Annotated in this window: 20 protein-coding genes; 14 read left to right on the top strand and 6 right to left on the bottom strand. The window is 57.5% G+C overall.

The annotated features are described in order from the left end of the window. Window positions 1-687, bottom strand: coding sequence for a response regulator transcription factor (locus tag ACI5FR_RS03635; protein ID WP_405450416.1), 687 nt, complete (start codon window positions 685-687; stop codon window positions 1-3). A gap of 193 nt (window positions 688-880) precedes the next feature. Here ACI5FR_RS03635 and ACI5FR_RS03630 point away from each other — a divergent pair, with 193 nt between their 5' ends. From ACI5FR_RS03630 to ACI5FR_RS03605, 6 genes are read left to right on the top strand one after another with little or no spacing between them, the layout of a single operon-like run. Continuing rightward, complete coding sequence (locus tag ACI5FR_RS03630; protein WP_405450413.1) at window positions 881-1,909, top strand: DJ-1/PfpI family protein; 1,029 nt, start codon at window positions 881-883, stop codon at window positions 1,907-1,909. A gap of 12 nt (window positions 1,910-1,921) precedes the next feature. Next, complete coding sequence (locus tag ACI5FR_RS03625) at window positions 1,922-2,563, top strand: DUF2306 domain-containing protein (RefSeq protein WP_405450410.1); 642 nt, start codon at window positions 1,922-1,924, stop codon at window positions 2,561-2,563. 30 nt (window positions 2,564-2,593) lie between these two features. Continuing rightward, window positions 2,594-3,307, top strand: coding sequence for an HAD family hydrolase (locus ACI5FR_RS03620; RefSeq protein WP_405450408.1), 714 nt, complete (start codon window positions 2,594-2,596; stop codon window positions 3,305-3,307). Between the two features lie 28 nt (window positions 3,308-3,335). Continuing rightward, window positions 3,336-3,839, top strand: coding sequence for an NUDIX hydrolase (locus ACI5FR_RS03615; RefSeq protein ID WP_405450405.1), 504 nt, complete (start codon window positions 3,336-3,338; stop codon window positions 3,837-3,839). Next, window positions 3,836-4,552, top strand: coding sequence for a nucleotidyltransferase domain-containing protein (locus ACI5FR_RS03610; protein ID WP_405450403.1), 717 nt, complete (start codon window positions 3,836-3,838; stop codon window positions 4,550-4,552). The genes ACI5FR_RS03615 and ACI5FR_RS03610 overlap by 4 nt, the downstream gene beginning before the upstream one ends. Before the next feature lie 26 nt (window positions 4,553-4,578). Beyond that, on the top strand, window positions 4,579-5,052 hold the full coding sequence (locus ACI5FR_RS03605; protein ID WP_405450400.1) for an NUDIX hydrolase: 474 nt from the start codon (window positions 4,579-4,581) through the stop codon (window positions 5,050-5,052). Window positions 5,053-5,065: 13 nt separating this feature from the next. Here ACI5FR_RS03605 and ACI5FR_RS03600 read toward each other — a convergent pair whose 3' ends face one another. Both ACI5FR_RS03600 and ACI5FR_RS03595 read right to left on the bottom strand, forming a co-directional pair. Continuing rightward, window positions 5,066-5,389, bottom strand: a complete 324-nt coding sequence (locus ACI5FR_RS03600; protein WP_405450398.1) for a thioredoxin family protein — start codon at window positions 5,387-5,389, stop codon at window positions 5,066-5,068. Continuing rightward, window positions 5,379-5,762 carry a MerR family transcriptional regulator gene (locus ACI5FR_RS03595; protein WP_405450394.1) on the bottom strand — a complete coding sequence of 128 codons (384 nt, stop codon included), beginning with the start codon at window positions 5,760-5,762 and terminating at the stop codon, window positions 5,379-5,381. Before ACI5FR_RS03595 ends, ACI5FR_RS03600 begins: the two co-directional genes overlap by 11 nt. A gap of 257 nt (window positions 5,763-6,019) precedes the next feature. Here ACI5FR_RS03595 and ACI5FR_RS03590 point away from each other — a divergent pair, with 257 nt between their 5' ends. The 5 genes from ACI5FR_RS03590 (at window position 6,020) to ACI5FR_RS03570 (ending at window position 12,676) form a co-directional block, all read left to right on the top strand. After that, window positions 6,020-7,021 (top strand): ABC transporter permease, encoded by a 1,002-nt coding sequence (locus ACI5FR_RS03590; protein WP_405450391.1) that lies wholly within the window; start codon window positions 6,020-6,022, stop codon window positions 7,019-7,021. A gap of 21 nt (window positions 7,022-7,042) precedes the next feature. After that, a complete protein-coding gene (locus ACI5FR_RS03585; protein ID WP_405450388.1) occupies window positions 7,043-7,927 on the top strand; it encodes a carbohydrate ABC transporter permease in 885 nt (294 codons plus the stop codon). 69 nt (window positions 7,928-7,996) lie between these two features. Next, on the top strand, window positions 7,997-9,571 hold the full coding sequence (locus ACI5FR_RS03580) for an extracellular solute-binding protein (RefSeq protein WP_405450386.1): 1,575 nt from the start codon (window positions 7,997-7,999) through the stop codon (window positions 9,569-9,571). Window positions 9,572-9,634: 63 nt separating this feature from the next. Further along, on the top strand, window positions 9,635-11,638 hold the full coding sequence (locus ACI5FR_RS03575) for an alpha/beta hydrolase family protein (RefSeq protein ID WP_405450383.1): 2,004 nt from the start codon (window positions 9,635-9,637) through the stop codon (window positions 11,636-11,638). A 72-nt stretch (window positions 11,639-11,710) separates the two neighbouring features. Continuing rightward, entirely contained in the window at window positions 11,711-12,676 is a 966-nt protein-coding gene (locus tag ACI5FR_RS03570) for a PLP-dependent cysteine synthase family protein (protein WP_405450380.1), read from the top strand. A 37-nt stretch (window positions 12,677-12,713) separates the two neighbouring features. Here ACI5FR_RS03570 and ACI5FR_RS03565 read toward each other — a convergent pair whose 3' ends face one another. Together ACI5FR_RS03565 and ACI5FR_RS03560 are read right to left on the bottom strand one after the other, a co-directional pair. Then, entirely contained in the window at window positions 12,714-14,945 is a 2,232-nt protein-coding gene (locus tag ACI5FR_RS03565) for a helix-turn-helix transcriptional regulator (protein WP_405450377.1), read from the bottom strand. Between the two features lie 75 nt (window positions 14,946-15,020). Continuing rightward, on the bottom strand, window positions 15,021-16,799 hold the full coding sequence (locus ACI5FR_RS03560) for a DUF4091 domain-containing protein (protein ID WP_405450375.1): 1,779 nt from the start codon (window positions 16,797-16,799) through the stop codon (window positions 15,021-15,023). A gap of 329 nt (window positions 16,800-17,128) precedes the next feature. On the opposite strand from ACI5FR_RS03560, the gene ACI5FR_RS03555 reads away from it, so the two are divergent. Further along, the gene (locus tag ACI5FR_RS03555; RefSeq protein WP_405450372.1) at window positions 17,129-18,328 is read left to right on the top strand and encodes a GNAT family N-acetyltransferase; all 1,200 of its coding nucleotides are present in this window, start codon (window positions 17,129-17,131) and stop codon (window positions 18,326-18,328) included. 87 nt (window positions 18,329-18,415) lie between these two features. After that, window positions 18,416-19,657 carry a Gfo/Idh/MocA family protein gene (locus tag ACI5FR_RS03550; protein WP_405450369.1) on the top strand — a complete coding sequence of 414 codons (1,242 nt, stop codon included), beginning with the start codon at window positions 18,416-18,418 and terminating at the stop codon, window positions 19,655-19,657. Between the two features lie 96 nt (window positions 19,658-19,753). Here the strand turns inward: ACI5FR_RS03550 and ACI5FR_RS03545 are convergent, their stop codons facing one another. Beyond that, window positions 19,754-20,959, bottom strand: coding sequence for a right-handed parallel beta-helix repeat-containing protein (locus ACI5FR_RS03545; RefSeq protein WP_405450366.1), 1,206 nt, complete (start codon window positions 20,957-20,959; stop codon window positions 19,754-19,756). 137 nt (window positions 20,960-21,096) lie between these two features. Between ACI5FR_RS03545 and ACI5FR_RS03540 the strand changes: the two genes are divergently transcribed. Continuing rightward, window positions 21,097-22,830 (top strand): long-chain-fatty-acid--CoA ligase, encoded by a 1,734-nt coding sequence (locus ACI5FR_RS03540; RefSeq protein ID WP_405450363.1) that lies wholly within the window; start codon window positions 21,097-21,099, stop codon window positions 22,828-22,830. The last annotated feature ends 17 nt before the right edge of the window (window positions 22,831-22,847 follow it).

Genomic DNA, 22,847 nt, shown 5'->3' with positions numbered 1-22,847 from the left:
TTACACCCCCTCGAAGCGATAACCTACGCCCCATACGTTGGTCAAATATTGCGGCTGATCGGGATCGAGTTCTATTTTCTCGCGAAGACGGCTCAGATGGACGCGAATCGTATGCTTATCGCCGATGCCCTCCCAGAACTTCGAGAGCAGTTGATCATAAGTAAACACCTGTCTCGGATGCTCCGCAAACAATCGCAGCAGCTCATATTCCTTCGGTGTGAGCGAGACGTTCGTTCCATCGACGAACACTTCTCTTGTGGACAAATTCAGCTTGATACGGCCATAGTCCAACACATTGACCGCGTTTGCTTGCTGCGTGCTAGTGCGTCGTAAAACAGCCTTAACGCGGGCAACGATCTCGCCGGGCGAAGCGGTTTTGACAATATAATCATCGCCGCCGAGCGTCAAGCCACGAATCTTATCTACATCATCGCTCCGGGCACTCAAGAACAGGATCGGAACATTGCTTTCCGTCCGAACGCGCCGGCATAATTCGAATCCGTTTTGTCCCGGCATCATCACGTCCAGGATGATGCAATGAATGGGGTTCCGTTGAAACTCTGTCCACGCTTGCGTCGCGTCGTTAGCCATTACGACCTGAAACCGTTCATTTTCTAAAAAATCTCTAAGTAGTTCAACGATGCTCTGGTCATCGTCCACGACCAATACAGTAGGTCTTTCATTCATCGATATCCGCCTTCTTTCCAACGACTTATCCATCCGATTCTCTCCTAGTGTAACATCTCTTCTGCAAAACCAGACGAATTCCGCACATATTGGGACGGTTTGTTTATCGTTTTGTAACCTTTTTGACGATTCGTTTGTGAGATTCTCTTGCTATTCTTTCTATCGGTGGTATGAATAGAAGGAGGTTAAAGAGATGTTGACTGTACAAATCGTGCTGTTTGATGGGTTCGATCTTCTGGATGCCGTTGCACCTTATGAAGTCTTTTGTGCTGCCGGGATGGTCGCCGATACTGTGTTGTGTGTGGAATTTGTCACGGCGGAAGGGCCGAGGCTCGTCCCGAGCGGCGTCAACGGATTGAAAATTGAAGCGACCGGCAGGCTGAGCCCGGATCGAAAGGGCATTATTCTAGTGCCCGGCGCGTCCGGAGAGTTAGAGGGAGACGGCCCGAATTCGATTCCTGCGATTTTGGCCCGAGCTATGAACACGAAATTGACCGAAATGCTTGAACAAGCGCTCGGGCATCCGGATCTCGTAGTTGCAACCGTATGCGGGGGCTCCCTATTACTAGCCATGGGAGGACTTCTGGAAGGAAGGCCGGCGGTGACGAATCACTTAGGGATGGACCTGCTTGGGGCGACGGGTGCGATACCGGTTAGGGCCCGAGTAGTCGATGACGGTAACTTCGTTTCTGGGGGTGGTGTGACCTCGGGGCTCGATGTCGCGCTCCATCTAGTTGAACATCAGCTCGGGCCTCGTATTGCGCATGCAGTAGAGCAACTGTTCGAATTTGAACGAAGAGGAACGGTCTGGCGCAACATGGGGATCGCTCCGAGCACGAATCTTGGATCGGCAGTCAGTGATCTGAACGCAGCAATGGATCCTGAACGCTCTCAAGACACATCGGGTAATGACTTCATACGGGCTTCGATTTTCGATGGGGAATGGGATACGATCATCGCAAGCCCAGTAGGGAAGCTGTCGGTCAGGCTCCATATCGCAACGGTTAATGGCGTCATGCAAGGTACGGCGAGGCAAGGGGATGAAGTGAGCGCGTTTATTGATCTGGAACATAAAGGCAATATGCTTCGCTGGTCACAGCGAATTACGAAGCCGTTGCGTCTGAATTTGAAGTTTGAAGTAACAGTTGACGGGGACTCTATGAACGGTATCGCCAAAGCGGGTGTATTGCCGGCCTCCAAATTAACAGGGAAGCGGAAATAAGCGGTGGACAGCATGGATAGACGCCAAGCCTTCTACAAGCTGTTTGTGTGTATCGGGTTGATCTACATCCTTTATGCTCTGATTACCAATCTCGTTGTCGATCCGGACTCCGAGATGTTTCTAAGCCAAAAAGCGGGTCTCGAGCATGAGCTAAAGCCTCGCATTTGGTTGACGGTTATGCACATTCATGTAGGGGCCGCCTGTATCGCCATGGCGTCGGGACTCATCAATTTTTCAAACCTCATCTATGAGCGACATCGCAGGTTGCATCGCGTGAACGGCTACGTGTATGTAGCGTCCGTACTTATGGCCGTACTAACATCCGGATACATGGCGCCGTACGCGACTGGTGGAAAAATTAACAGCATAGGCTTCAACGTTCTTAATCTTCTCTGGCTCTTTGTAACGGCGACAGCACTTGTCCACATCCTTAAAAAACGGATTCTCCAACACCGTCGGTGGATGATTCGAAGCTATGTCTTTTGCTTTACGAATTTGCTGATCCATCTGCTCACCTATCTGTTTCACCGGATGATCGGCTTCGATTACTTGACGAGCTATACGCTCGGACTTTACGGCTCCATCGTGCTAATCTTGATTGCTCCGGAAGTCCTTTTTCGAGTTGAGAGACAGATCGGACCTCCTGGATTATAATGGATAAAAAAGAAGGGTGGAGCAGTGTCAATGCAAGTTCAGGCAGTCCTATTCGATTTATTCGAGACGCTTGTCACGGAATTCGAGGATGGCAGGAGGAAGGTGGATCGGGCGAAACGAGATTACGAGCCGCTGATCGGAATTCCGAACGAGGTGTTCGGCCGTGCTTGGTCGGCTCGCAGAGATCGGCGAATGACCGGTGCGTTCCGCCACTTCAAGGAAGTCGTGGAGGACATTCTAGCGGAGCATCGGATGGAGAGCGGGAGCAGGGCAACTTCCATCGAAGCTCTGTACCAAGATAGAATCGGGGAGAAAAGGGTTCCCTTCGAATCCGTCGATCCGTCCATCCTCCTTATGCTGGAGCGGTTGCAAGGCGCAGGAGCGAAGCTGGCGCTGATCAGCAATTGTACCGAGGAGGAAGTGCAAGGGTGGCACGACAGTCCGCTCGCTGCTTATTTCGACATTGTGGTGTTCTCATACCAAATGGGCTTGGCGAAGCCCGATCCCCGCATTTATGAGCTGACGTTATCGCGCTTGGGCGTCTCTGCCGGTCAGGCGGCGTTCGTGGGGGACGGCGGCTTTCAGGAATTGGAGGGGGCGGCGGCGAGCGGCATCCGGAACGTCTATCAATGCGGCTGGTTCGTGCCCGAGCTCTATCGCAAAGGCCCAGGGGAGGCCACGGTGGTGGAATCGACGGGGCAGCTGCTGGAGCGCCTCGGCATCGGGAGCCGTAGGGAGGAATAAGTCAAACTGCCAGGGAGGTCGTATTCCTATGTTCTTCGTAAATGCACGAGCGTTCATCGAACGTTTCGTAGACGGGCAAAGAGAAATCGTCATTCAGCGGCGCGATAAGCCCGGTCAAGGAGCGTCGCTGCTTGAGTTGCCCGGAGGAAGGATCGAGCCGTACGAGCCGCTGCTCACCGCACTGAGCCGTGAGGTGATGGAGGAGACCGGTCTCGTCGTGACGGAGGTGGAAGGGGCCGACACCCGGATCGATACGGTAGGGATGGATTCCACTTTCGAAGTGGAGTGCATCCGGCCGTTTGCGGTCTACCAGACGATCCATGGGCCGATTGACTCCGTCGGCAGCTACTTCCGCTGCAGAGCGGAAGGAACCTTGTTGGAGCAAGGGGATGACACTTCGGAGATCCGATGGATTCCGGTTGCGGAACTGCGGGCTTTGTTCGAACGGGATCCGCTGCTATTCGCGCCTGTTGATCGGGCGGGGGTGCGTTTTTATTTGACGATACTAGAGAGAGAAGGAGATTGTGGATGAGGCTGAAGGCGATCGATGCGGCTTATCAGTTTGTGGCCGATACGTTCCCGGGCTGCAAGGTCGCGTTCCTGGCGGGCAGCGCCTCCAGAGGAGAAGACAAGCCGACTTCGGACCTGGATCTCGTCGTGATCTTGCGCGAGGGGGAACCGGCCGGTTACAGGGAAAGCTTCGAGCGGTACGGCTGGAAGCTGGAGGTGTTTATTCATAACGAGCATACATACATGCCCCAGTTCGAAAAAGAACGCATCGACGGTAAACCGATTCTGTCGGCGATGATGCTGGAGGGCATTGTGTTGATCGAGGAGAAGCCGGGTCTCGCGGAGCCGTTCAAGGCAGCGGCAGGATCTAGCTTGGCGCAGGGGCCGGAACCGTTAACGCAGGCGTTCGTCGACGCTTCACGCTACTTTATGTTCGATTTCGTGGACGACTTCGAGGATGCGGTTGACGAACGGGAAGCGATCATGACGTTGAATGCGATGAGCGTGCGGCTGGGGGATTTTATTCTCAGGTTGAACGGGAGATGGTCGGGGAGCGGCAAGACGATGACTCGTGCTTTGTATCGGATGGACCCGGAACTGGCTGACCGGTATTTCGCGGCACTGGATGCCTACTATACGAGAAGAGACAAGGCGCCTATGATCCAGTTCGTCTACTCCATCTATGAGCCGCTGGGAGGGAGGCTCTACGACGGATTTTCCATGGGGAAGCACTAGGAAAAATGGAAGAAGGGGGAACGCCCATGACGTGGCATCGGCATTTAGGTGTATATGGGATTTGTTATCAAGAGGGGCGGCTGCTCGTCGTCCACAAAACGAATGGGCCGTACCGGAACCGCTATGACTTGCCGGGAGGGACCGTGGAACCGCAGGAGACGTTGCCGGAAGCGCTTGAGCGCGAGTTCATGGAAGAGGCTGGTCTCGAGGTGGAGGTGCTCCGGCAAGCCGGGATCGGTGAATATGTCGTCCCCTCCCCGATCCGGGAGCATTCGCATATCCAGCATCTCGCGATATTGTTCGAAGCGGCGTGCAGCGTGCCGACCTCGTTCCGAACGGATCGACGGAGCGATGACGCCAAGGGCGCCGAGTGGGTGAGCTTGGCAGACATTTCGGCGGACAATGCATCGCCGCTCGTCTTGTCGGCCAAGCTGTATTTAGCCGGCGATCCGAACGCCTTCGCTTCGCGGAAACTGGATACCTGGATCGTCAAGGCCTAAGTTGACTAGCCGATCAATTCAATAACCGTTTAATCACCGATTGGTAAGCCGATTTGGCTCGCAAGCCTACGAGTTTTTCCATCGGCTGTCCCCGTTTGAACACAATGACCGTAGGCGTCCCCATGATGCCATAGTCGGACGCAATCTGGGGAGATTCGTCGATGTCCACCTTCAGGATCTTCAGCTTCGAGTCGGGGTACTCTCCGTTCAGATCGTCCAATATAGGCATAAGCGCCTTGCAGGGGGGGCAGTAAGGGCTGGTGAAGTCCACCAACGTTACCTCGCTGTCCCCGAGTTTCGCCGCGAATTGCTTCTCCGTAACCATTTCAATCGCCATCGTATGTTCCTCCTTGAGTTATAAGGTTTTCCGCCTGAATGAACGCGATCCGTTCCTCCAGGTTCATTTTGATTTGCTGCAGCTGTTCGATCTGCCGGTCAATCTCCTCCAGCTTGTTCCGGTACACGGGCAGCACTTGACGGCAGAACGATTCCTTGTTCAGCAGCACGCATTGCAGGAACCCGGCAATCTCATCGGTCGACAGGCCGAGCTGGATGTACAGCTGAATCGTCCTCACTTGCTCGACCGCGAAGGGGGAGTAAGTGCGGTATCCGTTCGGCTCCCGGCTCGAGCTGAGCAAGCCTTGTTGTTCGTAATATCGCAGCGAGCGAATGCTTACTCCGGTTGCTTGGGCCAATTCGCCGATTCGCATGTTGTCAGGTCTCCTTTATCCGTGTTGGTTGTATTGTAAACCATAACATTAATGTGAGGGTCAATAGGTTATTTTGAGTATAGCTCAATCTCCCCCTCCATTACCCTCACTTTTTTCACTCCTTCATCATTTGTTCAATTTTCTTGAATTCGGTGAAACAGCGAGAATTGCTACAATAGGCAATTGCAAGCGTTTCCTTTATTGTGAAGGCATCGGGTTAGCGCCCGAGACAGCGCACAGAGAAAGGAAGATCGCCGATGGCCCGCGCATCCAGCCCCCTCCACGCCACGTCGCGCCGTCCCGCTGCTCCGGACACAGACGCCAGGCCTCCTGTCCAACCGCGGCGCAACAAGCCGCACCAGCTCGCCGGCCGCCTCTGGCGGGAACGCTATTTGTTCCTCCTGCTCTTGCCGGGACTGCTGTACTTCATCATCTATCGCTACATTCCGATGCTGGGCAATGTGATCGCCTTCGAGGACTACAGCCCGTTCCGGGGCTTCCTCCATAGCGAATGGGTCGGCTTCCGCCACTTCCGGACCATCTTCAGCGACCAGGAAGTCATTCGGGTGTTATGGAACACGATCTGGCTCTCCACGCTTCAGATTGCATTTGCGTTCCCGGTCCCGATCATTCTCGCGATCATGCTGAACGAGATGCGGAACGAACGCTTCAAGCGGATCATTCAATCGATCCTTTATTTGCCGCATTTCCTGTCGTGGGTCGTCGTGATCGGCATCGTCACGATCTTCCTGAAGACCGAAGGCATCGTGAATCGCCTGCTGGACATGGCGTTCGGGATAGAGCCCATCACGTTCCTGCAGCAGCCGGGCTGGTTCATGCCGCTTATCGTGCTCGAGGTCATCTGGAAGGAATCCGGCTGGGGGACGATCATCTTCCTCGCCGCCTTAGCCGGGGTCAACCCGAGCTTGTACGAAGCGGCCGTAGTCGACGGAGCGAACCGGTGGCGCCAAATATGGCACATTACGCTGCCCGCGCTTAGAAGCACAATCGTCATCCTGTTTATCCTCCGGCTTGGGAGCGTGCTGGATTCCGGCTTCGAGCAAATATTCCTCATGCTGAATCCGTTCACGATGAAAGTCGGCAACGTGCTAGACACCTATGTGTACTTCAAGGGCATCCAGCAAGCGGACTTCAGCTTCGGCACGGCGGTGGGCTTGTTCAAAAGCGTGGTAGGACTCGTGCTGATCCTGGCCGCCAACAAGCTCGCGCGCAAATTCGGGGAAGACGGCGTCTTCTAACTCCTAAGGCAGGTGATCTACATGCTAAAACCAACCGTACCGGAACGCGCGTTCCATTTCGTCAACGCAAGTATCCTCACGCTGCTGGCCCTGCTGATGCTATTCCCGTTTTACTACATCTTCGCGGTTTCGTTCACGTCCTACGAGGAATACATGAAGAGCGAGCTCATCCTGTGGCCAAGCCAGTGGGTAACCGATGCGTACACCTACATCCTGAAATCCAAGGAGTTCATCCGCTCGATCGGGGTGACCGTGTACATTACGGTTGTCGGCAGCCTGGTCAACTTGGTCTTGACCGCGACGATGGCCTATGCTATTACTCGAAACATATGGGGACAGCGCGTTTATTTATTTCTCGTGTTGTTCACCTTTATCTTCAGCGCCGGGATGATCCCGACTTACTTGGTCGTGAAAGCGACCGGCCTGATCGACACCTACTGGGCGCTGATTATTCCAGGCGCGATCAATTCGTTCAACCTGATCGTGATCCGCCAGTTTTTCCTGAATATCCCGCAGGAGCTGAACGAAGCGGCGTTGATCGACGGCGCGAACGACCTGCAGATCTTCTCCCGCATCGTCGTCCCGTTGTCCAAGCCGGCCTTCGCCGCATTCGGCCTGTTCTACGCGGTCGGCCATTGGAACACGTACTTCTCGGCTATCCTTTACTTGAACGATCCCTCGAAATGGACCGTACAGGTCATCCTGCGCCAAATCGTCATCCTGAACGACGCGACGAACGCGCTCGCCTCTGCAGCCCGGGACGCGGCCCGCAGCGCGCACCAGCCACCCGGCGAAACGATCGGCATGGCGGCGATTTTGCTTGCCACCCTGCCCATCCTGATCGTCTACCCGTTTCTGCAAAAGCATTTTGCGAAAGGGGTGATGCTCGGTTCCGTGAAAGGCTGACTGTATCTCAAGAATGGCAAGGGAGTCCGAATATCAGAAGCAACCAAATCGAGGAGGGTTCATCCGCAAATGAAAAAATGGATCGCTGTAAGCTTGAGTATGAGCATGGCCGCCGGGCTCGCCGCATGCAGTAGCGACTCGAAGCCGACAGACAAACCGAACGCCACCGGTACTCCACCCGCGATCGCCACCGCACCCAAAAAGGTAACGATCACCACGATTGAGGGCACGTGGTCGAGTCCGATCCCGGATCCGAGCGGGGAAGGGATTCAGAAGATCAACGAGAAGTTCAATGTCGACTTCAAGCCGCAGCAGGTGCCGTACGACGAGTACACGAACAAGCTGCCGGTCGTCATGGCGGCGGGCGATTTGCCCGACATGATCGGGATGGAGAGCGCGGACGCCAACTTCGTCAAATGGGCGAAGCAAGGGGCCTTCCTCCCGCTGAACGACTACATCGACAAATACCCTACTTTGAAAGCAGTGCCGAAGCAAGTGTGGGACGCGGTGACGGTGGACGGCAAAATTTACGCCATCCCGCAGTATTTTCCTCCGAAGTATGGGAAAAAGCCGCTCATCCGCAAGGATTGGTTAGACAACCTCGGCCTGAAAATGCCGACGACGTACGAGGAATTGAAGAACGTGGCGATCGCGTTCACGAAGAACGACCCGGACAAAAACGGCAAAGCCGATACGTACGGGATCGGGCTGTCGAAGCTGATCGTCTACGGGGCGCACATGGGCGCGGCATGGGATAGCGGCTGGTATTGGAAAAACGAGCAAGGCCAATTGATTCCCGGCGTCATCTCCGAAGGATTCAAGCAGCAGACGCAGCTGCTCGCCGACTTGTACAAGGAAGGCGCCATTCACAAGGACTGGGCGGTGTCGAAGACGGCGGACATCCGCAAGGACTTCTTCGCCGGCAAGTACGGCATTTACTACGAGCAACCGTACGACATCTCCGAAACCCGCTTCAAGACGCTCAAGGCCGCACAGCCGACAGCCGAGATCGAAGTGATCCCGCCGTTCAAGCAAGCGGACGGCCAGCAAGGCTATCTCGCGCTGCCGGGCTATTATCAGGTCACGATGATCAATGCCAAGCTGAAGAACGATCCGGACAAGGTGAATCGGATTCTGCAGATGCAGGACTACTTCCGGACATTCATTCCGGTCGATCAGCGCAATCCTCAGAACAAAGAGTACGATTGGCAAAACGGGGGCAACGGCGTAGGTTACACGATGGTGAACGGCGTATCGTTAACGACCGCGGAAGCCGTAACGAAGCGTCCGGTCAGCTACTTCAACGCGCCGTACTGGGCGCCGAACGATGAAGCGACCGAGCCGGGAAAAGTATTGACCGATGCATTCGCCCAAGGCTTCGCCAAATCGGCTGTCGACCTGCTGAAAAATACGAAGTTTTATATCGACCCTGTGAATCGAATTCACTCGGAAGTGCTGGCTGCGAAAGGCTCGGAACTGCTCGCTCTGACGCAGGAATGGCAGACGAAGATGATCGTGGGCCAGGAACCGATTTCCAACTGGAGCAAGATGGTCGACGAGTATATGAAAAAGGGCGGCAAGGAAGTCATCGACGACGTGAACAAGCAGCTGCAAGCGACCGGCGTGAAGCCGGAGTGGAAGTAAGCGGCAAGGCGAGAGGGGGAGGCGACTCCCCTTCGAATAATTCATTGGACCGGAGGGGCCAGGATGATGGAGCTCCACACTTCCGAATTCGAACGCCGCGCTCACGCGGCGAGAGAGCGGTCTTATATCGACGATTATCCGGAACGGATGGACTATCGGGACAATGCGTTTCTCCGTTTCTTAGACAGCCGGAGCGACGCCTACTTGCTGAAGCGCAAACGTCGGGTGAAGGCGATCCGGTCGAAGGAGGAAGCGATCGCCTACCGGGATTCGGTGCGGGAAGCGTTCAAACGGTGTGTCGGACCGCTGCCCGATTGTCCGCCGGGACGCGTCGAGGTGACCGGAACGCTGCATAAGGACGGGTATTCGGTCGACCGCGTAACAATCGAGGCTATGCCCGGGGTATTCATCACGGCGAATTTCTATTATCCGGCGGGAGTTCGGCAGCCCGCACCGGCGGTGTTGTTTCCGTGCGGACATGCGGCTGAAGGCAAGGCGAGCCCGATGTACGTGTCGTTCGGCGTCGAGGCGGCGAAGAACGGCTTCTGTACGCTCATCTATGATCCGATCGGGCAGGGCGAGCGCCGGCTGCCGGGCGAGGCGCCCGGCGAAGAATGGCTCAGTCCGGTGGACGCGCACTGCAAGCTCGACCGCCAGCTGAGCGTCTTGGATGAGCATGCCGCGGCGTATATGCTGGCGGAGAGCCGCCGGGCGCTCGATTATCTCCTCGCACGCCCGGAGGTCGATCCGACCCGGGTGGCCGTCTCGGGCAATTCGGGAGGCGGCATGATGTCCGCCTATATGGGGGCGTATGACGACCGGCTGCACGCGGTCGCGCCTTGCTGCTACATCACGGAGCTGCGCGCCATGCTCCAGCGCATCCTCGCGCAGGACGCGGAGCAGTGCACGCCCGGCTTCATGGAGCAGGGGCTCGACTTAAGCGACCTCATCACCGCTGCGGCACCCAGGCCGTACATGGTGGGGGCGGCCTTGTTCGATTTCTTCCCGATCGAAGGCGTGCGTGATGCGTTGGTGGAAGCGAAGGGGCTCTACAGGCTAATGGGAGTGGAAGAACGGGTGCACGTCTCGATCGCTTCCAAAGGCCACGGGATGTGGGTCGAGACGCGTCTCGCCGTACTCCGGTTCTTATGCCGGGAATTCGATGTCCCGTATCGGGGCAACGCGACGGTGGACTATGAGTCGCTTCCGAGCGAGTCGGAATTGCTGTGCGCACAGATGAGCCCGACAGGAGGACATGAACTGCAAGCGTATATCTCGTCGAGAGCGGAGGCCATGTTCCGGAATCGCCCCTACCCGGCTGACGGCATGGACGTGCCGGAGCGGCTGATAAGCGTCCTGAAGCTGTCCGAGCCGCACGAGACGCGGCTCCTCGCACGGGAGTCGTCCGGCACGACCGCTGGCTGGGAAGTGACCCGGCTCGTCATCGAGAGCGAGCCGGGGATGACGATCGAGTGCAAGCTCGTCCGGCGAGTCGACACGGTGCAGCCGGATACGCTGTGCGCAGTCGTCGGCCCGCTACCGGAAGACGTCGTCTCTGCGGCGACGGCGGATTCGAATTGCTCCTGGCTATTCGTCCAGCCGCGAGGCATCGGGACGGACGCCATGCATCCGCGCTCCTCCTTCGGCATGTTCGACGTCGAGACGGGTGCCGGCTACTACGCCCGGCTGCTCGGCCGGACGCTGCAGGGGATGCGCGTCGCCGACGTGCTGGCGGCGCTGCGCGTCCTGCAGGACGAGTGCGGCCTGCGCCCGGCGGAGATCCGGGGCTCCGAAGAGCATGCACTGACGGCGCTGTACGCGGCCGTCTTGGCCAAGCTCGGCCGCGTTCGGCTCGACGGCCTGCTGAGCGCGTTCCGCGACGTCCCGGTGAGCGAGCATCACCGCTGGGGTCACGGCATTTTCGCCGCCGGACTCGGGCTGCACGTGGACGTGCAGGAGCTGCTGGCCGAGCTCCCCGCGGGAGGCGTAACGGTCGTGCGCTGGCTGGACGTCCTCAAGCGAGACATTTCTGGAATGCCTAACTTGTTGCACAATCGTGCGACATAACGCACAAACGTATGCTATAATCGTATCGGAATAGCGTCAAATCTTTCATTATCAAGGAGAGTGGCTCTAGAAATGGTCGATTATAGCAAACGAATTCTGGAAGGCGCCCATCAGACGATAGGCGGCACGCCGATGGTCCGTCTGAGCCGGTTCACGAAGGGACTGCAGGGGGACATTCTGGCGAAGCTGGAGTACATGAACCCCGGCTTCAGCAAGAAAGACCGGATCGCCTTGCAAATCGTGGAGGAAGGAGAGCGCGACGGGAGCTTGTCCCCCGGCCAGACCGTCGTCGAGCTGACGAGCGGCAACACGGGCACCGGTCTCGCGATCGTATGCGCCGTGAAAGGGTATCCGTTCGTAGCCGTTATGTCGAAGGGCAACTCGATGGAGCGGGCGAGGATGATGCGGGCGCTCGGCGCCGAGGTCGTGCTCGTCGATCAAGCCCCCGGCTCGGTACCCGGCCAAGTGTCCGGCGAAGATCTTGCCCTCGTGGAGCGGGAGACGGACCAGATCGTTCGGGACCGCGGCGCCTTCCGCGCGGACCAGTTCCATCATCCGGGCAGCCTCCATGCGCATGAGCTGCATACGGCGGAAGAGATCTGGGAGCAGACAGGCGGCGAGTTCGACGTCTTCCTCGACTTCGCGGGCAGCGGCGGCACGTTCGCCGGCTGCGCGAAGCGGCTGAAGGCGTACAACCCCGATGTCCGCTGCTATCTGGTGGAACCCGCGGGGGCGCCCTATATGGCCGGCGGGCCGCAGACGAATCCGAACCACCGCCTGCAGGGCGGCGGGTACAGCATGGAGCTGCCGCTCGTCGACCGCTCGCTCGTCACCGGCTACCTGACGGTGACGGACGAGGAGGCGATCGAGGCGAGCCGCCGGCTCGCCCGTGAGGAGGGCATCTTCGCCGGCTTTTCTTCCGGCGCGAACGCGGCGGCCGCGTTCCAGCTGCTGCGGGAGCGCGAACGTGGGGCGAGGATCGTCCTGACGATCAACGATTCCGGCCTCAAATATCTTAGCACCGACTTGTACGAGTAGTACAAGCGGTGCCTAAGCCTGACTGCATCCGAACGCCCTACAACAGCTCATGCTTGCGGAATTCGCTCGGCGTAACGCCGGTGAACTTCTTGAACATCCGATTGAACGAATTGATGTTCTGATAGCCGACGAGCGCCGCGGCGTCCTGAATCCGGATGTCCGGCTTTTGCAGCAATTGCTTCGCTTTCCGGATACGGACCGAATTCACGTAATCGACGAAGTAGGTGCCGGTCTTCTCCTTGAAATAAGTCGAGAGGTAGCTGCGCGAGATGTTCAGCCTCTCCGCAATCGCGTCGAGTGTAATGTCCCGCTCGTAGTGGGCTTCCAAATAATCATACACGAAGTGAATGATCGGATCCCGTTTGTCCTTCTTAGCCTTGACCGCCTGACAGGCGGAGTGGATCGCTTGCTCGAGCAGCGCCTCCAGCTGATCGTAGGTGAACCGGCTCGGCAGCTGTGCGATCGCCTGCTGGACGAATCCCGCCTCGAGCTGTTTGTGCTGCAGCGTTTTCTGCAGACGGTGCAGCACATAGTGGGCGAAGCTCATTACGTGGCCGGCGCTAGCGTCTTTCTTCCTCAACTGGCCGATCAGCCGCTTCACGAGCGGCAGCACGACCGCTTCGTTGCCGCTGTTCAGATTGGCGTCCAGTTCTTCCTCCTGCGCCGTCGAGAACCGGATCTCCTCTTCGTCGGCTAGGTCGGTTTCCTCGATCTGCTGCGTCTTGTCGTTCCACCTTCTGCGCTCCAGCAGCCTCTCCCCGTGGCGGTACGCTTCGTTCCAATCTTGCGTCCCGCGTACCGCGGTCATCGTTAGGAAGCAATACTCGCGCTCCGTATCCAATACTTGCTTGATTTGACTCATCACGCCCGCGATCGACGGATCGTCCGGCTCGGCGAAGACGATGGACAAGATTTGATCGGCTTCCATCTGGAACGTATGCGAATCCGGGTAAGTATCCATAACGATCCGATTGACAAATTCCCGGATGAACGCCGTAGCCCGGTCCTGCTCCACGTCCAATTGCTGCAAGCCGGATTTGTAATTCACTTGGAACAACAAGAGCACGAACGGCCGCTCTTCCTGAGTCGTATCGTCATCCTGACCCTTCGCCCGAATGTTCTTCAGCCGGTTGGAGTACGCATAATGTCTCAGCAGCGACTCCTTCTCGGATATATGCTGGCGCATATCCTGGCTCGTCTTCAGGATGTCGCTGACTCGGGCATGGATCAGATTGAACTCCTTAATACTGCTCTCCCAGGCCGTCGGGGTGTTCCACTTCTGAATGGCCTCGACGATGCGCTTGACCGGCGTCTGGAGCCGGTGGCTGAGCAGGAAGGAGGCGCCTACGCTAAGCGACACGGTCATGATGAGGAGGAGCAGGAACGAGAAGTTCCAGCGTACTTGGGAGGAGATCGTCGTATCCGGGATCATCTGGATATACGTGTACCCGCTCTTCCCTTTCATCGAGAAAAAATAATGGCCTTCCCGTTTCAAATATCCGTCACTGGAGAATTCCGGCAAATCTACCTGAGCGGAACCCGCAGAAGCGAACAACCGCTGTCGTCCGTTCATGATATAAAAATTGTCATTGATCGAATGATGCAGGGAAGCATACATCTCGTCCGCGTCGGCGAGAGCGAGCAAGTAAAAGTCCTTGATCTGATCATTCTTCACTACGATCGGAATCATTGTGGAGACACCGGTCCGGTTCCCGCGGTCCAGCTCGCCGAAGGTGGAGGCGGGGAGCATGCGGGATTTGCTGCCCGCTCCGAACTGATCGGTCCAGAACGCCGCGCTGTAGTCGGGACTGGTGTAGTAGCGGTTGAACATCGTCTCCAGGTCGGCTCCCCGGCTTTTTTCCAGCACGAAGCCCGTGTCTTTGTACAGCAGCATCAGGTTATTCAAATGCAGGAGCCGGTTGGAGATGACCGTCTGGATGTCCTGCATCATTGAGACCGCTTTCACATAATCGATCGAAGCGCCTGATACTTCCTGAAGCTCCGGCTTCAGCGAGAAGCTCAGAACGGCATTCTGGATCAAGGCGAAAACGGTTTCATAGTTGTCCGTCGTATTTTTGAGATTCAGCGTATTGTACTTGATGAGCTCATCCTTAATGCTGTCCCGATAGAACATGACGGAGAACAGAATGAACGACACCAAGAGGGAGATGATGATCAAAAAGCTGACCAGGAGCCGGAAAAACAGCGAGGACGCTCTCCCCCGGGAACCGAGTCTCGAAATGAAGTTGCGGCTGGACGTGTCCGTCATCAGTACCTCACCTGCCTTCGGGATTGTTGCCTGAGGGCCTTATTATATCATACGCCATGCAGCCTGCCATCTGTGTTATTCGGTAATTAGCCGGGCCAGCTGCATCCTGCAGGCGTCCCAATCGTTGCCGGACGGGGACCACGAGACCGGATGATCGCGGCTCGCCTCGTGGAGCACGCGAGGCACAGCCTGACGCACGATCGCGTCCACTTGTTCGCGACGGCCTTTCTCCGAAGCCATCCACATGTATTCGTAGTCCTGGATGCCCCGGCGCAAATTTTTCATCCGAATCGAGCTGATCGGACCATTGATGCCACGGTCTTGCTCGCGGTAGAACGGATCACGCCCCGGGTAGAACAAGATGCCGTCGCCGTTGCCCCAATGAATGCCCGACTCGCCGTAGAACTCATCATCCGGATTCTCGTTTACGTACATGAACGTCACCGGGTAACCGAATACGTTTTGGGGAGCACGCCCTCGAGGGCCCTGATGATTGTGGCGCCAATGGGTACCGTGCCAGAGGAAGTAGACGTCCACATCGTGCTTCCACTTCACCCAAGCGTTCACGCGCAGATCGACGGCTTCGCCTTCCAGGATGACAGACCCGTGCGATGGCCGATAGCCGTTATAGAACCAGATGGGCTGTCCCTTCCGATCGGCGGTCTCTTTCTCCTCAGGACGCAGGAACGGGACGCACCAGATGTCGATGCTGTCCGCCAGCTCCTCGACAGGCGTCCGGGTGGTCAGGATCGGCAGATTCGGGTTCGTGCCGCGTGAGCCCTTGATCGATTCGCATTGACGCCGGATCCAGTCGAACTTGTCCGGTCTCGGCTCGTCGATCAGGTATAGGAAATACGTGCCCCTCCATCCATGCTCCTCTTGCAGGTGCCGGAACCAGTCGACCCAACGGGCGGCGGACGCCTGCATTTCCTCCGGCTCATGCCCAAGCACCGAGGCGCCGTACATGCCGATAGGGAACAACTGCTCGCCGACACCTTGCCCCGGCCCTTCGTACCCGTTTTCTGTCCTGTAGTAGTCGCCAGTCAAATAAGGTTTATACCGCTCCAAAGCATCCAGATCGAATGCCGAACCGTGGACGCCGGAGCCGACGATGTCGAACCGATGGCGGTGGGCCATTTTTCGCAGCGCGTCCGTGGCATTGTCCAGCATGGGGAAGTAGGCGCTCACGTCCGATGTGTACACCATCGTTTTCGTATGCGTCTCCTGTGGCAGTGTGAAGTCGTGCAGCTCGAGCTCGACCGGAATGACGATCGCGGGCGCATCCGGTCCTACCCGGACTTGGACCGACCCCGTATACAGGCCGGCGATCAGCGTGCCGTCGTCCGGAATGTAGATGTCGATCCAGAAGCCTTGATTCTTGCCGGCCGCGATCGCAACCGGCTGACCGCCGAAGCCCGCCCTCGCCTCGTGCGGAATAAGTGCGTCCGGAATCCAGCCGGCAGCCTGCAGCGGTGGAGCGCTCGGGGCATAGAACCATTGAGGCGGCGTGCTCAGCTCGGGGGCGACGTAGAGATAATGCTGGGTGAACACTTCGATCCGGCGACCGACATAATCGTTCGGATCGGTGGGGGAGCGAAGCTCGTTGCGGATGGAACAGGCGGAGTCGGTGTGGAGCGTGAGCGCGGACATGTCGACCGTGACGCCGCCTATGGCTGTGGACGCCTCAACGATGATCTGGAACGCCACCGTTTCGTTGCGAGCGCCGAACAGGCGAACCCGGGTGCCGTCCCAAACGCTGTTGCCGGAACGGTGCGGATTGGACAAGTCGTCCCGATGGATTTTCTCGCCGTCGTTCACGGCCCATACATGAACAAGACTTTCGGTGCTGGACATAGGATCCCCCTTTGTCGGAACCTTTTTCTTTTTACAGATTCAGTATGTTTAGGTGCTTCACCGCAAAAGCGTGAAATAGGGCATCGGAGCTAACGCTTCCTGAATCGGCATAATTAGCTACCGCTAAGGACGAACCCGCCACTCCGAAATGCTCCGATAAAAGCTAATTTTATTAAAGCATCCCGTGTGTACGGTGGCTATCAACGGATTTTTCACTTGTTCACTCATTTTTCAATATCCGTAATTCCTCCATGAAGCGAAAAAACCGATTGTATCCGCCGCCGTCGCAGGCCGCTATAATACGGGGGAAGCGAAAGGGAGTGAAGAGGATGATCCGACAGCTTAGACACGACGAAATCGATCAATTTGTGGACATGACCGAAGTGGCGTTCGCCGTCTCGTTCACTCCGGAAGAGCGGGAGGCGCGGCGCAAGCAAGTCGTCCCGGAGCAGATCTGGGGTTATTACCGGGACGACCGGCTCGCCGCGCGGGTCGCCATCCTTCCCTTGCGCATTATGGTGCAGGGGGTCGCCTACGAGATGGGCGGCATTGCCCATGTCGCGACCTATCCGGAGCTGAGACGCGGCGGCCTGGTGTCCAAGCTGATCGTACGCAGCCTGGAGGAGATGAAGCGCAGCGGACAGACGGTGTCGATGCTGAACCCGTTCTCGTTTGCTTTTTACCGGAAATTCGGCTGGGAGTGGTTCTGCGATCTAGTGACGTATTCCGTAGAAAGCCGGCACCTGCCCAGGTTCAAAGATACGGCTGGACAAATCAAACGCGGCGGCGAAGGGGATCTCGGCGTTGTGGCCGAGTTGTACGCTGCCTATACAACCCGCTTCAACGGGATGCTCGTTCGAGACGAGGCTTGGTGGAAGTCGACCGTGTTCCGTCGCAAGCTGGGGCAGCTGGCGCTCTATTGCAATGATCGAGGTGAGCCGGAAGGGTACATGCTGTATGCCATCCGCGATCGGCGGTTCCGGATTCACGAATGGATCCCGCTCTCGGCCGACAGCCGGAAGGGGCTGTGGCAGTTCGTCGCCAACCATGATTCCATCGTCGACAGCGTGGACATCAGCATGCCGGCCGACGATCCGACTGCACACTGGTTCGCGGAGCCGGGCACGGCCGGGCGGAAGCTGTATCCGTACTATATGGCGCGAATTGTTGACTTGGAGCCGTTCTTGCGCCTCTATCCGTTCGCAACGCAACCGCCGGGCTCGACGCTCCGGATAACCGTCCAAGATGAGCACGCTCCATGGAACGGCGGTACATGGGAGCTTCAATGGCTGCAGGGAGGCGGGTTCACGATCACACGCGTGAACGTCTTACCTGCCGCCGACGGGACCGAGGCGGGCGGGGACGAATGGCTCGCTTGCGACATTTGCACGTTGTCGTCGCTTCTGCTCGGGAGCTCCCGTCCCGCTGCATTGTGGGAGTTGGGCCGGCTGCGAGGTCGATCGACTGCCGTGGAGCTGCTCGAACGGACGATCCCGCGAAGAACGCCTTATTTGCTCGATATGTTCTGATGTTCTGATGCCGGGAAGCAGGATTTCCGCGGTCGAACTCGAATACAACCATGGCAACCATCAACCAGTTACGGGGGGACTGTACGCATGTCCAGTCAAGAGGCAACATCCGTCGTGCGCATTGCAATCATCGGCATCAACGGGTTCGGTTCGGTTCACTTGAAGCAGACGCTCGCGCTCGCCGAGGCCGGCTATGTGCGGCTTATCGCCGTCAGCGATTTGAAGATCTCCGAGGAGCTCGCCGCGCAGCTGACCGAGAACGGGACGCGCTTGTACAGCGATTATAAGGAGATGCTCGCCACCGAGCGCGAGGCCGATCTGGTCATCGTCTCGACGCCGATTCATCTGCATGCCCGGATGGGCATCGACGTCATGGAGGCCGGCTTCGATCTGCTGCTGGAGAAGCCGCCGGCGGCCTTGATCGACGATGTCGATCGGCTGATCGAAGTTTCCGAGCGCACCGGCCGCCGCTGTGCCGTCAACTTCAGCTCGCTCCCGCTGGAGGCGCGCAGCCAAATCAATGAATGGCTGGAGCAGGGGAAGATCGGGGACGTCCAAGCCGTCAAGGCGATCGGCCTGTGGCAGCGGACGGAGGGCTATTACAGCCGGACGCCGTGGGCCGGGAAGCTGTCTATAGGCGGGCAGCCGGTGCTCGACGGCACGGTGATGAACCCATTCGCCCATACGCTGCATATGGTGCTGCAGCTAGCTACGCTGCCCGCGCTCTCGAAAGGCGCTCCGAACGAGCCGACACAGGTGCAGGCGGAGCTGTACCGCGCCAATGCGATTGAAGGCGAAGACACGTCTTGCATCCGAGTCGAGATGAGTGGGGGACCTTCGGCATACTTCTATGCCACCGTATGCGCGAACAATCCCGTTGTGAAGCCTCGCGTAATGATTGAAGGGACTGGCGGGACGATCACATGCGATTATACGGAGAGCGTTACGCTGCAGAATGGGGAAGAGACACTGCGGTATGACAATCCGGAGCAGTGGCCGATGAGCAGCAACCTGATGAACTTCATCCGGGTGCTGAGAGGGGAAGAGCAGGAATTGAGGAGCCCGCTCGCCAAGGCGCGCTTGTATATGCAGGCCGCGAACGGGGCGTTCGAATCGGCCAGCCCGATCGTCACGGTGCCGGAAGATTATATCGCGCGGCATCTCCTCAAGGACGATCAGTTGTCCATCTGCATCGAGGGGATCGAGGCGGAGATGAACAAGGCGTTCGACAGCCGGAAGCTGTTGTCGGAGACGGGAGTCCCGTGGGCGAAGCCGTCGCAGCCTTTCCGTCTGGCGGGTTACAAGACGTTTAGCGCAGCAGTCCGATAGAAGCTGGGAGAATTATCAAAAAAAGGAATGGGCCTGTTCGGGTTGCTTCGGCTGCCGACAAGGCCTATTTTTTTCGGGTTAGCGCGAACTAGCGACTCAAATGGGGAGCCAGTGCGTATGGGTGTTCATACGGCAATTGACGAACTCGTTGTCCTGTACTCGTATGTTACTCGTGTGCTCCTCCAGGCAGATGCCGATCGTACGATCCAGGGGCGCCTTCGAAAAAGAGATCCGGTTCGCCACCAAATCGGTGTCTCGCGTATAGCCGCGTATGCGGATTCCGACATAACCCATCGACTCCGATCCGTTATCCTCAATCCAATTGCCTTCGATCCGGTTGCTCCGGGCCGAAGACGATTCCGTTTCATTCCTGAAAAAAATCCCATAAAAGTGATTATCCGAAAATCGATTGTAGCGAATCTCGTTCCGATTATCCTTATGACCGATCGAGAGGCCGCTCATGCCGTTGCCGGCGGCCACGTTGTGCTCAACCAGGCTGTCCTGAACGCGCCAGCACAGGAAGATGCCGTCCATCCCGTTCTCCATGAAGCGGCTATTGCGAATAAGAGTGCGGACGGTACCGCTTCCGGGATGAATCCCTTTGCCCCCGTTGCGGACGACATCGCAATCCCTCACGTCGATGTCCGAGCAAATCTGATAGCTGATCCCGTCTCCATTGTAATCGCGAACCGTGCAGCCTTCGATCCTCACGCGATGCGATCGGAACAAAAAGATGCCTCCGTTGCGGCAACCGTCCGCCCGTGAATGTTGCGCTTTGTTCCCGTCCACGATTAAGTTGCGAATTTCCGCTTGCTCGCAGTCGTATCCGCTGATCACCGGGGTTTGGGTCGTGACGATGCCTCCATCGGCAGCGATAGATGCGTTCAACTCGCGATCCAGAAACAGCGTCTGCCCTTCCTTTGCTGCCACGATCGCCACTGTGTCGCCAAAGCCCAAGCTGGAGTCGGCATTACGTATCGTGACGGTTTGCCCGACGGGAAACAGCTCCGGCTTGTCGACGGTTACCTGGCGCTCGTGCAAATCGGCATCGGCGAGAAGAGACGCAACGCGTTCGTTTGTTTTGAACAGCACGGTTTTGCCCGGGACACCCACAAGCTTAATGTTGGAACGAAGATGAATGGCGCTGTCCAGACGAAACACGCCTTCCCCGAGATGGATCGTTCCTCCGCCCAGTCCAGCAGCATAATCGACCGCCGCCTGGATAGCTCTGTTCGCCCGGCCAGCCAACTCGCCCTCCTCGAAATCCGTCGACAGGTTGACGTTAAGAACGATGGTTTCCATAGATTCCCCTCACTTCGTAATGATGCTTCTCCACCAGTCTACATGGCTGGATTATGCGGTGACGAGGGGACGATTCCGTTGTTTACTAAGTCGATTTTATATTTCTCCTCATGTCGAACAGGCAGTCCTCCATATGAATGAATGAACCCATTCTGAAGACGCTTACCGGAGGAAGGTGGAGGAGCTTGACGCAACGTCCATGGGTGACCAGCTATCCGAACGAAATTAGGCCCGAACAGTCCATTCCCGCAATTCCGCTCACGAGCTACTTGAAGGAAGCTGCGGTGCAATACGCGAACCGGCCGGCTCTAGTGTATTTTGGGGCCTCGATGAGCTACAAGGAACTGCTCGACTCGGCTTATCGATTCGCCTATGCCCTGCAGAGGCTAGGGATCGAGAAGGGCGATCGGGTCGCGCTGATGCTGCCGAACATTCCGCAATACGTCATCTGTTACTATGGCACTCTGCTGCTGGGCGCGATCGTGGTCCAGACGAACCCGCTCTATGTGGAGCGGGAGCTGATCTATCATCTGAACGATTCACGGGCCGACACGATCGTCTGTCTGGATGTACTGTATTCCCGCATTCGTTCCATCCGGGAGAAGGTCAACCTGAAGCGGGTCATCGTGACGGGCATCCCGGACTACTTGCCGACTTTGAAAAAATGGCTGTATCCCGTGGTACAAAAACGAAAGGGAATGAAACCGCCCGTAATCGACTTAGAGAAGGAAGGGATCTTCACATTGTCCCGCCTGCTGAGGCAAGCCGAACCGCGACCGGTCGAGCCCGAAAGGATTGACCCCGAGGAAGATGTGGCGGTGCTGCAATATACCGGCGGAACGACCGGCACGGCGAAGGGCGTCATGCTGACGCATCGCAATCTGGTCGCCAATGTGGAGCAATGCCGGTCGTGGCTGTACCGGATGGGTCCCGGGCAAGAGACGGTCATGGCGGCAGTGCCTCTGTTCCACGTATACGGCATGACGGTTTGCATGAATTTCAGCGTCGCGGTGGGTGGGAAGCTGGCGCTGATTCCGCGCTTCGAGGTCGACACCTTGCTACAGACGATTCATAAGGAAAAGCCGACGATCTTCCCGGGCGCGCCGACGATGTATATCGCGCTCAATCATCATCCGAAGGCGGCGGTCAAATACCAGCTTACTTCGGTGCGCTGCTGCATCAGCGGCTCGGCTCCGCTGCCGGCCGAGGTGCAGCAGCAGTTCGAGGCGCTGTCCGGCGGCCGGCTCGTGGAGGGCTACGGCTTGTCGGAATGCTCGCCGGTCACGCATGCGAATCCGATCTGGGAGAAGCGCAAGACGGGCAGCATCGGGATCCCGTGGCCGAGCACCGATTGCCGGATCGTCGATCCGGAGACGGGAGAGGAACTCGCGGCAGGCGAGGTAGGGGAGATGGAAATCCGGGGGCCGCAAGTGATGAAGGGCTACTGGAACCGGCCGCAGGAGACGGAGGCGGTGCTGCGGGAGGGGTGGCTTCGAACCGGGGACATGGCATCTATGGATGAAGAAGGATACTTCTATATCGTCGATCGGAAGAAGGATATGATCAACGCCGGAGGCTTCAAAGTATTCCCGCGCGAGGTGGAGGAGGTGCTGTTCGAGCATCCGTCCGTGCTGGAGGCGGCGGTCATCGGCATTCCCGACGAATACCGGGGCGAATCGGTGAAGGCGTATGTCGTCGCGAAGCCGGGGACCACCCTGACAGAAGAGGAGCTCGATGTGTATTGCCGCTCCAAGCTCGCCGCTTACAAGGTGCCCCGGAAGTATGAATTCCGCGAGACGCTCCCGAAGAGCATGGTCGGCAAGGTGCTCAGGAGGTTGCTTCATGAGGAGCATTCGCAAGCGGGGAAGTAACGACATTTCAACGGAGA

The sequence above is a fragment of the Paenibacillus sp. HJGM_3 genome, from assembly GCF_045062745.1.
GTDB lineage: Bacteria > Bacillota > Bacilli > Paenibacillales > NBRC-103111 > Paenibacillus_AA.
This window is presented reverse-complemented; position numbering and strand designations above follow the sequence as displayed.